The 12,048-nt window shown below is 58.4% G+C and carries 12 protein-coding genes; 7 read left to right on the top strand and 5 right to left on the bottom strand.

Annotated elements, in window-relative coordinates:
- Window positions 1–128: 128 nt before the first annotated feature.
- Window positions 129–596: a hypothetical protein gene (locus FEM03_RS23370; RefSeq protein ID WP_138088744.1), complete on the top strand. Its 468-nt coding sequence runs from the start codon at window positions 129–131 to the stop codon at window positions 594–596.
- Window positions 597–826: 230 nt separating this feature from the next.
- On the opposite strand, the gene FEM03_RS23365 is transcribed toward FEM03_RS23370, so the two are convergent.
- Window positions 827–1,570, bottom strand: coding sequence for a polysaccharide deacetylase family protein (locus tag FEM03_RS23365; RefSeq protein ID WP_138088742.1), 744 nt, complete (start codon window positions 1,568–1,570; stop codon window positions 827–829).
- An 87-nt stretch (window positions 1,571–1,657) separates the two neighbouring features.
- On the opposite strand from FEM03_RS23365, the gene cdaA reads away from it, so the two are divergent.
- The 6 genes from cdaA (at window position 1,658) to FEM03_RS23335 (ending at window position 6,759) form a co-directional block, all read left to right on the top strand.
- Window positions 1,658–2,443 (top strand): diadenylate cyclase CdaA, encoded by a 786-nt coding sequence (gene cdaA, locus FEM03_RS23360; RefSeq protein ID WP_138088740.1) that lies wholly within the window; start codon window positions 1,658–1,660, stop codon window positions 2,441–2,443.
- The gene (locus tag FEM03_RS23355; protein ID WP_138088738.1) at window positions 2,443–2,670 is read left to right on the top strand and encodes a hypothetical protein; all 228 of its coding nucleotides are present in this window, start codon (window positions 2,443–2,445) and stop codon (window positions 2,668–2,670) included. The genes cdaA and FEM03_RS23355 overlap by 1 nt, the downstream gene beginning before the upstream one ends.
- Window positions 2,671–2,693: 23 nt before the next feature.
- Window positions 2,694–4,112 (top strand): phosphoglucosamine mutase, encoded by a 1,419-nt coding sequence (glmM, locus tag FEM03_RS23350; protein WP_240772886.1) that lies wholly within the window; start codon window positions 2,694–2,696, stop codon window positions 4,110–4,112.
- Between the two features lie 29 nt (window positions 4,113–4,141).
- A complete protein-coding gene (locus tag FEM03_RS23345) occupies window positions 4,142–4,609 on the top strand; it encodes an EVE domain-containing protein (protein WP_138088734.1) in 468 nt (155 codons plus the stop codon).
- 17 nt (window positions 4,610–4,626) lie between these two features.
- Window positions 4,627–5,250 (top strand): LamG domain-containing protein, encoded by a 624-nt coding sequence (locus FEM03_RS23340; protein ID WP_138088732.1) that lies wholly within the window; start codon window positions 4,627–4,629, stop codon window positions 5,248–5,250.
- 90 nt (window positions 5,251–5,340) lie between these two features.
- Window positions 5,341–6,759 (top strand): MFS transporter, encoded by a 1,419-nt coding sequence (locus FEM03_RS23335; protein ID WP_138088731.1) that lies wholly within the window; start codon window positions 5,341–5,343, stop codon window positions 6,757–6,759.
- Between the two features lie 41 nt (window positions 6,760–6,800).
- Here the strand turns inward: FEM03_RS23335 and FEM03_RS23330 are convergent, their stop codons facing one another.
- From FEM03_RS23330 to FEM03_RS23315, 4 genes are all read right to left on the bottom strand, one after another.
- A complete protein-coding gene (locus FEM03_RS23330; protein ID WP_138088730.1) occupies window positions 6,801–8,372 on the bottom strand; it encodes an ATP-binding response regulator in 1,572 nt (523 codons plus the stop codon).
- Between the two features lies 1 nt (window position 8,373).
- Window positions 8,374–10,602 (bottom strand): ATP-binding protein, encoded by a 2,229-nt coding sequence (locus FEM03_RS23325; RefSeq protein WP_138088729.1) that lies wholly within the window; start codon window positions 10,600–10,602, stop codon window positions 8,374–8,376.
- Between the two features lie 30 nt (window positions 10,603–10,632).
- A complete protein-coding gene (locus FEM03_RS23320; RefSeq protein ID WP_138088728.1) occupies window positions 10,633–11,232 on the bottom strand; it encodes a biliverdin-producing heme oxygenase in 600 nt (199 codons plus the stop codon).
- 107 nt (window positions 11,233–11,339) lie between these two features.
- Window positions 11,340–12,023, bottom strand: coding sequence for a DedA family protein (locus tag FEM03_RS23315; protein WP_138088749.1), 684 nt, complete (start codon window positions 12,021–12,023; stop codon window positions 11,340–11,342).
- Window positions 12,024–12,048 lie beyond the last annotated feature (25 nt).

The following is a 12,048-nucleotide window of genomic DNA, read 5'->3' as shown; positions in this document are numbered from 1 at the left end:
TTCTTCTCGGACTTTTTGACTCATCGGCATGGGTATGGGTTGCCGGTGTCATCCTTTTTGAGTCAACGACCTTTTTTCCTCCGCCCATCCACCCCGCCCCCGGTGTCAAAACTTTTGAGGCAACAGGCATGGTGGCATCGTTCGAACGTTTTGTAGACGGAGATGAGCATTTGTGGGAAAATGCTGAAACCAAGATTAGCAGACCTATGAATAAAACATTTTCGAGGGCAAAACATTCAAGCATTCAACGCCCTATTGTGGTGGGGCTCAGTTCACTGATGCTGATGTTATTGGTGTCAGTTGCCTCTACTTCGCCGATTCAAGCGGAGCAGAAGTCTGACGGCACGGAGGGGGTGGGGCAACAAAAAGCCCTGCTCGGTCGGTTGGTGACTGAACTTCAAATCAGTCCGAGGTCGTTCGTCTATTTGCGTTCCAAGGGTTTTACCCAAACGGATCAAGAGTTCGAGCAGATCATCGCGAAGAACGACACGATGTTTCGCCGGACGCGAATTGTTCGGCGGGGTGAGGATGGCGTCAGGCAAATCCCCGGCTGGCCCGGCATTGCGGTGACGGCGGCCTATAAAGCGTCCAAATGAAGTCAAGTCGCCAAGTCTAAGGTTCGAGATGAAGTCCGAAGGGGTTGTGTAATTGAGCCCAGGGTTCGATACAACCCTGGGATTCAGTGGCCGATGAACATATCCCCGATGGATTGCGGATGATGGTGAGAATGATGACCCAGGGTTCAAGAACCCTGGGCTGGAAAATGTGAGATGAATTTCACTTTAAGGAATCTTCCCGTTGGATGGTTGGGATTCTTTTTGGATGCTTATGAAGCGGGCAATTGCGACAGGAGTTTTTGGTCTTTTAGATGCTTCAAAAGTTGTGCGAGAACGTTGGGGGCGAGGCGATTGCCATCAAGGTCGAGGCGGGATTCGTGAAGGAGGATGATGGAGCTGGGACGAATTTGGGATTTGAGTCGGGTGAGGATTTTGTCGGGGTCGCGTTCGGTGCCGTCGAGACCGCGGGCGTTCCAGCAGGCGAGGGTGAGGTTTTGTTGTTTGAGGATGGCGTGGATGAAGGGGTTTTTGAATCCGGCGGGGGCGCGGAAGAAAGATGGGGGATGATCGGGGGCGAGGGCGGTGAGCGTTTTTTGGCAGTCGATGATTTCGCGGCGGAGGAGATGAGGTGGATAACACCAGAACCAGTATTGGGGATGGGTCATGGTGTGGTTGCCGAGGGTGTGGCCACGACGAATGACTTCTTCAACGAGGTGGGGGTATTGTCGGGCTTTGGCACCGATAAAGAAGAAGGTGGCTTTGGCGTGATGAGTATCGAGGAGGTCGAGCAGGATGGGGGTGTCGATGGGATCGGGTCCGTCGTCGATGGTGATCCAGACAAAGCCGGAGGTGGAGGCGGGGAGTTGGGTGAGGACGGGGCCGCACCAGGCATTTTGGGGAATGAGGGTGGGGATGAGAAAGAGGGAGTGGGCGGTGACGAGCGTGGCGAGGGCGAGCCAGGGGTGCCCGGTGAGGATCAGGCAGAGGGCAGCGAGCGGGGCGATCGCGTTCATCGTGAGGATCGAGCGACGGATAAGGCGCTGCCATTTTGATTCCGCATGGTTGCGTATTCCCAGTGACTGGCTAGGTTGGGGAAAACCATGTGGGAGTTCATTACATTGCATTGGAAGGACGGGATTGAGATCCTGATTCTGGCGGTGCTATTGTATCAGGGCTACCGGTTTCTGAAAGCGACTCGTGGCGCGCGCATTCTGACGGGGTTGCTGACTTTGATGCTGGGGCTGACGTTGATTTCGCAGCTATTGGAGCTGGATGTGATGAACTGGTTGTTGAGCCATTTCTCGGTGTTTCTGGCGGTGGGCTTGGTGGTGATTTTCCAGCCGGAGTTGCGAAGGGTATTGGCGGAGCTGGGGTCGCACCGATTTTTTTCGCTGAACTCGGCGGAGGCGGCGAATGTGGATTTGCTGTTGGAGACGATGGTGGAGCTTTCGCACAAGCGGCATGGGGCTTTGTTTGCGTTGCAGCGGGGGATCGATTTGAAGCAGTTTGCGGAGAGCGGCGTGATGATGGATGCGAAGTTGTCGTCGGAGCTGATCCGGACGGTGTTTTTCCCCAAGACGGCGTTGCATGATGGGGGGATGATCGTGGAGCAGGGGCGGATCGTGGCGGCGGGATGTGTGTTTCCGGTGAGCCAGAAGGAGATGTCGGATCGGAGCATTGGCTTGCGGCACCGAGCTGGCCTGGGGGTTTCCGAGGAGTCGGATGCGGTGGCGCTGATTGTAAGCGAGGAGACAGGTGCGTTGTCGATGTGTTATCGCGGGAAGCTGGAGCACGATCTTGAGTTGAACAAACTGAAGTCGCGGTTGCAGCAGATCCTGATGTTTGGGGATGATGAAGACGCGGATAGCGAGGAGGGGGCGAAGTGATGTCGACGGAATCGAAATGGAAGCGGCTGATCACCCATGACTGGGAGGCGAAACTGATCTGCCTGGTGCTGGCGATGTTGCTGTGGTGGGTGGTGTCGGAGGAGATCAATCGCGGCAAGGGTCCGACGAGGAAGCCGGAGATGCCTGCGGGATGGCCGATGCAGACATTGCCGGTTCCGGATAGTCCGCCGACGCCGACGCCATTGCTGCCGCGCATCGGACAGTGAGGATGATTGATGATTGATGGTTGATGGTTGCAGTTGAATCGGTGGCGCATCCGCGTTATGGGCGCAGCTTCATGGCTGCAAAAAAGAGAAAATACTTTGGAACGGACGGGGTGCGTGGCGTGGCGAATCAAGTGCCGATGACGCCGGAATTTGTGCTTCGATTGGGACAGGCGGCGGCGCAGGTTTTGGTGACCAAAACGAGAGGTGAGGGAAGATCGCGGCCACGGTGTGTGATCGGCAAGGACACGCGTTGTTCGGGGGGGATGCTGGAGGCGGCTTTGACGGCAGGATTGAATTCGGCCGGAGTCGATGTGGTGTTGTGCGGGGTGTTGCCGACGCCGGGCGTGGCGTATTTGGTGACGCAGGAGAAGGCGGACTTCGGCGCGGTGATTTCGGCTTCACACAATCCGTTTTATGACAACGGCGTGAAGTTTGTTGGTGGTGATGGCTACAAACTGACGGATGAGCAGGAGCTGGCGATTGAGGCGGCGATGGAAGTGGAACTGACGGACCGGGTGCGGAATGGGGAGGTGGGCGGAGTGAGTGTGCTGGCGGATGCGCAGGAGCGGTATATTCAACTGGCGATTGGCAGCATGCAGGGTCGGAGACTGGACGGTTTACGCATTGCTTTGGACAATGCCAACGGGGCGGCCAGTGTGACGAGCACGGAGGCGTTGCGTCGTTTGGGAGCGGAGGTGCAGGTGTTTCATTCGTCGCCGGACGGGGTGAACATCAATGAGAATTGTGGTTGCACGCATGGGGAGATCATTGAGGGGATTGTGAAGTCGACGGGAGTGCAGGTGGGGGTGTCGCATGATGGGGATGCGGACCGGGTATTGCTATGCGATGAGACGGGCTCGCGCTTGAGTGGGGATGAGTTGATTGCGGTGGCGGCGGCAAGCATGTTGCGGAAGGGGACGCTGAACCAGAATACGGTGGTGGCGACGGTGATGAGCAACTACGGGTTGGATGAGTTGATCAATGGATTGGGTGGGCGGGTGATCCGCACGGGCGTGGGGGATCGGTATGTGATCGCTGCGATGCGTGCACAGGATCTGAATTTTGGAGCGGAGGAGAGTGGGCACATCGTTTTTCGCGATCACGTGACGACGGGGGACGGGTTGATTGCGGCGTTACAGGTGCTGCGGATCATGATGGAGACGGGCGAGCCGTTGAGTGAACTGCGCAAGGTATTGACGCCGTTTCCGCAGGTGAAGCGCAATCTACGGGTGAAGGCCAAACCGCCGGAAGAGGAGCTGGTGAAAGCGCAGGCGCTGGTGGTGGAGACGGAGCAGAAGTTAGGCGGCCTGGGGAGGGTTTTGTTACGATACTCAGGGACGGAACCGTTGATCCGGTTGTTGGTGGAGGGGCGAGATCCAGAGTATATTGAGCGTCAGGCGGATCGGATTGTGGAGGCGATTCGCGAGCAGATTGGGGAGTAAAGTTTGAATTTTTGCAAGGGAGACGTGTGATGAAATATTGGTTACTGAAGTCGGAGCCGGATGTGTTTTCGTTTGATGATTTGCGCAAGCTCGGGAAGAAGACCGAGCCGTGGAGTGGAGTTCGCAATTACCAAGTGAGGAACATGATGCGCGATGAGATGAAGGAGGGGGATCTGGGTTTGTTTTACCATTCCAGTTGTCCGCAACCGGGGGTGGCGGGAGTGTTAAAGATCGCGAGTGAGGCGAAGGCGGATCCGACGCAGTTTGATGCAAAGTCGGAGTATTATGACAAGGGCAGCAAGAAGGAGGAACCGCGATGGTTGCTGGTGGATGTGGCTTGGGAGAAGGATTTTAATGAGTTCGTGACGCTGGAGGCGTTGCGTGGGGAGCCGAGGCTGGCGGAGATGCTGATTTTGCGGAAGGGCAATCGGTTGAGCATCACGGCGGTGACGAAAAAGGAGTTTGATATCATCTGCAAGATGGGTGGCAAGGCATGAGGCACTTTTGCTTTTCGATGCTGATCCTGCTGCTGATTTCCGGTTGCAGGGAGGCTCGGGTGACGGAGTGGCGTTTGTTTGATGAAGAGTGGCGGGGTATTTGGGTGGATGCGGCGTTCGAGGGGAATGGTGGGATGGAGGCGATGGAGGATGGGTTTGTCTTGAAGGAAGGCAGGCCGATGACGGGGATGGTGTTGAAGGCGTGGTTGGAGAAGGGACTGCCGGTGGTGGATTACTCGATTGAGTATGAGGCGATGCGGGTGGGCGGAACGGATTTTTTTGGAACGGTGACGTTTCCCGTGGGGAGTGCGGAGCAATGCGTGAGTTTTGTGTTGGGAGGCTGGGGTGGCGGGCAGATGGGGATTTCTTCGGTGGATGGTCAGGATGCGGCGGGGAATGAGACGGGGAGCAGTCGGGTGTTTGAAAATGGGGTTTGGTATCCGGTGAAGATCGTGGTGCGCGCCGGGCTTTTGCAGGTGTGGGTGGACAGGGCACCAGTGGTGCATTTGATGACGAGGGACCGGATTTTGGGCCTGCGGGCGGGGATGGAGGTGTGTGCGCCATTTGGATTTGCGACTTATGGGACGGAGGGGCGGATCAGGAACGTTGTGGTGAAGGTGCTGCCGGTGGAGGGATGGTGAAAGGCTCCTGGTTCCTGGTTCTTGGTTCTTGGTTCTTGGTTCTTGGTTCTTGGTTGATTGGGAGAGGGTTTGCTTTAAGGAATGGGGTTCATGTCTGTGCCTCCTCAACGTGCTCTGGGAATGACCTTGCTGGTTGCGGGCACGTTTTTCATGCAAATCCTGGATGGCACGATCATCGCGACGGCGTTGCCGTTGATGGCGAAATCGTTTGGGGTGGAGGCGGTTTCGATGAGCATCGGGATGAGTGTCTACATGTTGACGCTGGCGGTGTTCATTCCGGTGAGCGGGTGGTTGTCGGATCGGTATGGCGTGCGGACGATTTTCTGTTCGGCGATCGCGATTTTCACGCTGGCTTCGATGTTGTGCGGGTTGAGTGAAAGTCTGGCGCAGTTCACCGGGGCGCGGATTTTACAGGGATTGGGTGGGGCGATGATGGTGCCGGTGGGGCGGCTGGCGGTGTTGCGCAACACGGAAAAGAAGGACTTGGTAAAGGTGATTGCGTTGCTGACATGGCCAGGGTTGGTGGCGCCGATTTTGGGTCCGCCGTTGGGTGGGTTCATTGCAACGACGTGGTCGTGGCATTGGATTTTTTTGATGAATGGTCCATTGGGCGTGCTGGCATTGGGGATGTCGTGGTGGTTGTTGCCGAGGGAGTTTGAGCGGGTGGAGCAGCGCTTTGACTGGTGGGGTTTTGTGTGGAGTGCGCTGGCTTGTGGCGGGTTGGTGATGGGGATTGAGATGTTGAGCGAGGGCTCGGACGGGAGGGTGTTGATCGCGATCTGGCTGGTGGGAATGGTGGCCGGGGTGCTGGCGGTGCGGCATGCGCGCCGAACGGCGGAGCCGCTGCTGGATTTGTGGGCGCTGCGGGTGAAGACGTTTGCGATTTCGTTCTGGGGCGGGTCGCTGTTTCGGATGGCGATTGGGGCGACACCTTTGCTGCTGCCGTTGATGTTTCAGGTGGGGTTTGGACTGGATGCGTTTGAATCGGGCAAGCTGTTGCTGGCGGTGTTTGTGGGGAATCTGGCGATGAAGCCGGCAACGACGTGGGTGTTGCGGCGCTTTGGGTTTCGCGGGGCAATGGTGGGGAATGGCATCCTGGCGGCGGTCAGCATGGTGGCGTGTGGGTTTTTGACGCCGGAGATGCCGCGCTGGGGTTTGCTGACAGTGCTGTTTGCGGGCGGGCTGTTCCGCTCGATGCAATTCACCAGTTTGAACACCTTGGCGTTTGCGGATGTGCCGAAGGAGAAGATGAGCGGAGCAAACGCGCTTTACAGCACGGTGCTGCAACTGACGTTTGGAATGGGGGTGGCGATGGGGTCGATGTGGCTGCGATTGGGATCGTGGTTTTACGGGGAAGGATCGCAGGCGGCTGTGCTGGGGGCTTTTAAGCTGGCGTTTTTTGGCGTTGGGGCGGTGGCGCTATTGTCGGCGCTGGACTGTTTGAGGCTGGCAAGGAACGCGGCGGCTGAAGTCAGCGGGCACGTTGAAAGAATGAAGGATGAAGGATGAAGGATGAAGGCGAAAGGATAAAGGCTAAGGGCTAAAGAGCTTCATTTGGTTTCGGCGAGGACTTCGGCGAGAATTTTTTTAAGTTTGTCCCACTGGACGGGTTTGGTGAGGTGGTGTTTGAAGCCGGCGCTGCGGGAGCGCTGGATGTCTTCCTCCATGCCGTAGCCACTGAGGGCGATGGCGGGGACGGGACGAATCTGGGCGAGCTTTTTCATGAGGTCGGTGCCGCTGCCATCCGGGAGGCCGATGTCGCTGACAACGCAGTCGATGGATTCTTTTTCAAAGATGGCTAGGGCTTCGGCGACGTTGGGGGCAATGAGGACGCGGCAGCCGCTTTTCTCCATGATCTTGGCGAGGAAAAAGGCGCTGTCGGCATGGTCTTCGACAAGAAGGATGGTGGATGAAAATTGAGTTTTAGGGGTGATGGCGGAAGCGGGGTTATGGGTGGGCAGGGAAACAGTCGGGCCTTTTTTGAGGGTGACGATGAAGGTGGCTCCAGGAGTTTCGGGGGAGCTTTGGGCGCAGACAGTTCCGTGATGAGCTTCAATGAGGGCTTTGGAGATGGCGAGACCAAGACCGAGTCCGCCGAAGCGGCGGGTGATTTCTGAGTTGCCCTGTTCAAAGGCATTAAAGATCTTGTCGAGATGAGCAGGTTCGATGCCGATGCCGGAGTCGGAAACGCGGACTTCAATCTGGTGGCTCTCGGTGTCGCGGGTGTTGAGGGTGATATGGCCGCCGACGGGAGTGAATTTGACGGCGTTTTTGAGGAGGTTCCAGAAGACTTGCTGAAGGCGGGCGGCGTCGACCTGAACGATGGGGGTGGCGGCGTTGAGCTGCCAGTCGAGGGTGAGCTGTTTTTGCTGGATGTCTTCGCGACAGGTTTCAACGGCGTGGGTGAGGATGCTGTGGAGGTCGGCGGGATGGAGGTCGACTTCGAGTTTGCCTTTGGAGATGCGGGTGAGGTCGAGGAGGTCGTCGATGAGTCGTGCTTCGAGTTCGATGTTGCGACGGACGACGGCGACCATCTCGCGGAGGTCGGTTTCGTCGGCGGTTTCAAGGTCGATGGAACTAACGGCGGCGAGGACGGGGGTGAGGGGGGTGCGGAGTTCGTGGGAGAGGGCGGCGAGGAAATGATCTTTGCGGGCGTTGGCTTCGTGGGCCTGATGGAAGAGGCGTTCCATTTCGAGACGCTGCTGGTCGAGGAGCCGCTCGGCCTGGGCTTTGTAGATGGCGGCTTCGACGGAGCGCTGGAGGACTTCGGGGTTGAGCCCGTCCTTCATGAGGTAGTCCTGGGCTCCAAGTTTCATCACTTCGACGGCGATGGCTTCATTGCCGGTGCCCGTGAGCATGACGACAGGAAAGATGCGGGGGCCACCGATGCTGACGAGTTCGTTGAGGAATTCAAGGCCGTTGCCGTCGTGGAGATGGTAGTCGAGGAGAATGCAGTCGGGTTTTTCGGCGCGGACCACATCGAGTGCGCCTTCGACGGCGTTGTGCTCGACGAAGCGATATTCGTGAGTGCTGCTTCGGGAGAGGTAGCGCTGGCAGGTTTCGCGGTCGATGTCGTTGTCATCGAGGATGAGGATGTGGCGCGGGCCGGGGATGGGTTCCATGTTATTGGAGAGTGAAGTAGAAGGTGGTGCCCTGGCCGGGGGTGGACTCGAGCCAGATGCGACCGCCGTGTCGTTCGACGATGGATTTGGTGATCGCTAGTCCGGCGCCGGTGCCGGTTCCGAAGTCGCCATGGGCATGGAGGCGGCGGAAGATGTCGAAGATGTTATGGAAATGTTTCGAGTGGATGCCGATGCCATTGTCGCGAACGTAGAAGGCACCGCCGGGGGCGTTTTCGGGATCGGCTGTGAGGTCATGACCGATTTCGACCCACTTTTTGGTGCTGGTGTTGTAACGAATGGCGTTGGCGACGAGATTGAGGAGAATTTCGCGAAGCAGGATGGGATCGCAGTTGATGATCGGGAGGGGGTGCGGGCGGATGACTTGAAAGTGATTTTCGCGGATGGTCACTTCGAGCAGGGCGAGGACTTTGTTGAGGATGTCGTCGAGCGAAGTGGGTTTGCGGTGGATGTCGATGCGGCCGAGTCGGGAGAAGCGGTTGAGGGCGTCGAGGAGTTCGCTGGAGTGGATGGCGAGGTCGCCGATGGTCTCGAGTTTCTTGATGGCGTCGGGTTTGAGCGTGTCGGCGTGGTCTTCGCGGATGAATTTGCTGTAGTGGGCGATGCCGCGGAGGGGTTCCTTGAGATCGTGGGCGGCGATGTAGGCGAAGGAGTTGAGGTCGGTGTTTTTGCGTTCGAGTTCTCCGTTGAGACGGATGAGGCGTTCGGTGCGACGCAGGACGAGGGCGTTGAGGGCGGTGAGGAGTTCGGTGGCACCTTGAAGCTCGGGGGAGGTCCAGGGGAGGGAGTGACCGGTGACTTCCTGCTTCCAAGCGCTGAAAGATTTGCGCGGGTGGAGGGTGGAATCCGAGGCGATGATTTTTTCGGGGTTACCGGCCCAGGTGACGGTGGTGATGATTTCAGGTCGGAACCAGAGGACAAAATGGGGATCGACGCGGGAGAGTCGCAGGGCAAGGAGGCCGCTGGCGGTGGCGGTGAATTCGGCGGCGGCGGGGGGGAGGTTGCTGAGGTGGTCGGGGGCGAGGTGGGGGTTGACGGACTCGTCGCGGAGCCAGTCGATGATTTCGTTGACCTGCGCTTTGGAGGGGGTGGTGCCAAGGAGGTTGAGCTGGTCGTTGACGTAGATGGCGGCACCGTCGGCGCGCATGAACTCAAGGAGTTCGGGGGTGTATTTGATGAGGGCTTCGACGAAGTTTTGCTCGCGTGAGATGACGTCGAAGAAGCGGGTTTGGATGCGGGTGGCGTGATTGAGTTCGCGGAGGCGCACGGCGTCCTGATGGCGGGCGATTTCGAGGGAGGCGACCTGGCCGAAGATTTCGCAGGTGGAACGGACGGAATAGGGCAGGGGACGCGGCGTGCGGTGGTGGCAGGCGATGAGGCCCCAGAGCTGCCCGTCGATGATGAGCGAGATGGACATGGAAGCTCCCACTTCCATGTTGCGGAGGTATTCGAGGTGGAGGGGGGAGACGCTGCGCAGGACGGAGTAGCTGAGGTCGGTGGGGCGTTGGGTGAGGGGGTTGATGGCGGGGAGGAGCTGGACGGGGGTGTAGGTGGAATTGGGGATGATGCGCAGCCAACTGCGTGTGTAGAGGGCGCGCGCCTGGGCGGGAATGTCGTTGGCAGGGAAGTGGTGGCCGAGGTAGGAGTCGACAGGGGAGAGGAGGCTCTCGGCGACGACTTCGCCATGCCAGTCGGCGTCGAATTTGTAGACCATCACCCGTTCAAAACCGGTGAGGGTAGAGACGAAGGTGGCAATGGTTTGGTAGAGATCCTTGAGCTGCAGGGTGCCGCGCAATTCGCCGATGGCGCTTTGGAGCAGCCGGTGGTGTCGGGAGAGGGGGGCGTGGGTGGCAGATTCAAGTTCGGCGATGAGGACGCCGTCGTGACGGTGAAGGAGGCAGTCGAAGCTGCGTCCGTCGATTTCCAAGTAGAGGGGGGATTCGGTCGCGGGATCGCCGCTGGCGATGGCGGCGAGGATTTTGTTGGTCTCGGTTTCGGATTCGCTGCCGAAAAGGGCGCTGATGGGCTGGTTGAGGATGGCGGCGGGGTCGCGTCCGGTGATCTCACGGAGGTTGTTGCTGGCCTGGAGGCAGATGAGGTCGGGTTCTTGAAGGACGAGCATGGCACCATGGGGTTGGATGGCGCCGGGGATGTGAATGGGTTCTGAGTGGCAGCTGTTGAGGGCCGCCGAGTCCAGCGTTGATGGGTTCATGCGTTGTTTGGTCCTGTCCTAGTCCTAATCCTAATCGCGATCTCGATCCCGGTCCATCCAGCGCTGGAGGTGCGCGAAGGTTTGATTGGCGGCTCCGATAAGTTCGTCGGTTTGTGAGGTGGATGCGTTCAAATTGAAATTTTCCATGGCGGAACAGAAGGCTTTCCACATGGGCAGGACCTGGGCTCCGTGGCTGAGGAAAAATCGCCGGGCCCCAGGAGGAACCGGGCTGCCGTCGAGCATCACGGAGATGTGGCGTCCGCCGAGGGTGGAACCTTCGAGGACATAAGCGCAACCGAACGCCTGGGCAAGGCTGCGGGTTTCTGGGAGCAGAGAGGGCGGGCAGCGGGGGAGGTGACGGATTTCTTCCGGGGAGAGGCCGAGGGCGGAGAGGTCGTGCTGAATCCAGGGGGCTTTGCGACGTTGGGAGAGGTCGATGTCCCAGTCTTCCCAGCCGGACACGTTTTCCAGGGCGGTTTCCAGGGGCTGGTAATAGCCGAGGAATTGTTTGAGCAGTTCGCGGTAGCAGTCGAGATCTTTGATGCAGTCTTCGATGAGCACGGTGGCCTCCAACCGGGCATGGGCCTGTGCAGTTTCTCGGCGGAGGCGGGGTAGGAGCGGTAAAGGCATGGTTCAACGATGATGCTTCGCCTGCCGTGGGGGCAAAACGTCGTCAAAGGTTCGCATGTAAAGATGCGAAAGGTTCTTTTTTTCTCAGTTTTGGTCCCCGGGCTTTTTCAGAGACTGGTCTGAGCGTCGGCACGGTCCTTGGCGCTTTCTTTGCGTGCTTTCCACCATTCGAAAACGATCGGCAGGATGGAGAAGATGATGATGAGGATGATGACGGCTTCGAAGTTGTTTTTGATGATCGGGATGTTGCCGAGGAAATAGCCGAGGAGGGTGAGGCTGACGACCCAGATGATGGCACCGCTGATGTTGTAGTAGGCAAATGAGGCGTAGCGCATTTTGCCGATTCCGGCGACAAAAGGGGCGAAGGTGCGGACGATGGGGACGAAGCGGGCAAGGACGATGGCTTTGCCGCCGTGTTTTTCGTAGAAGGCCTGGGCCTTGAGGAGATAGTCTTTGCGGAGGAAACGACCGTCTTCGCGGTTGAAGATGGCGGGGCCGACACGTCTGCCGATGGAGTAGTTGACGGCGTCTCCGATGATGCCGGCGACGATGAGAAGGGGGATGATGTATTCGAGGCGGAGGGTGTTGCCGAAGGCTTCATTGGCGGCGATGGCTCCGACGGCGAAGAGAAGGGAGTCGCCGGGGAGGAAGGGAGTGACGACGAGGCCGGTTTCGCAAAAGATGATGATGAACAGCAAGGCATAAATCCACACCCCGTAGTTTTCGATGAAGGCGGGCAGGCTCTCGTCAAGCTTGAGCACGAAATGGAGAAATTGATTGAGAAGGTCCATCATGAGGCGGGGAGGCTAGAGGCGA

Origin of the sequence: Phragmitibacter flavus (genome assembly GCF_005780165.1) — a bacterium.
Lineage (GTDB): Bacteria > Verrucomicrobiota > Verrucomicrobiia > Verrucomicrobiales > Verrucomicrobiaceae > Phragmitibacter > Phragmitibacter flavus.
This window is presented reverse-complemented; position numbering and strand designations above follow the sequence as displayed.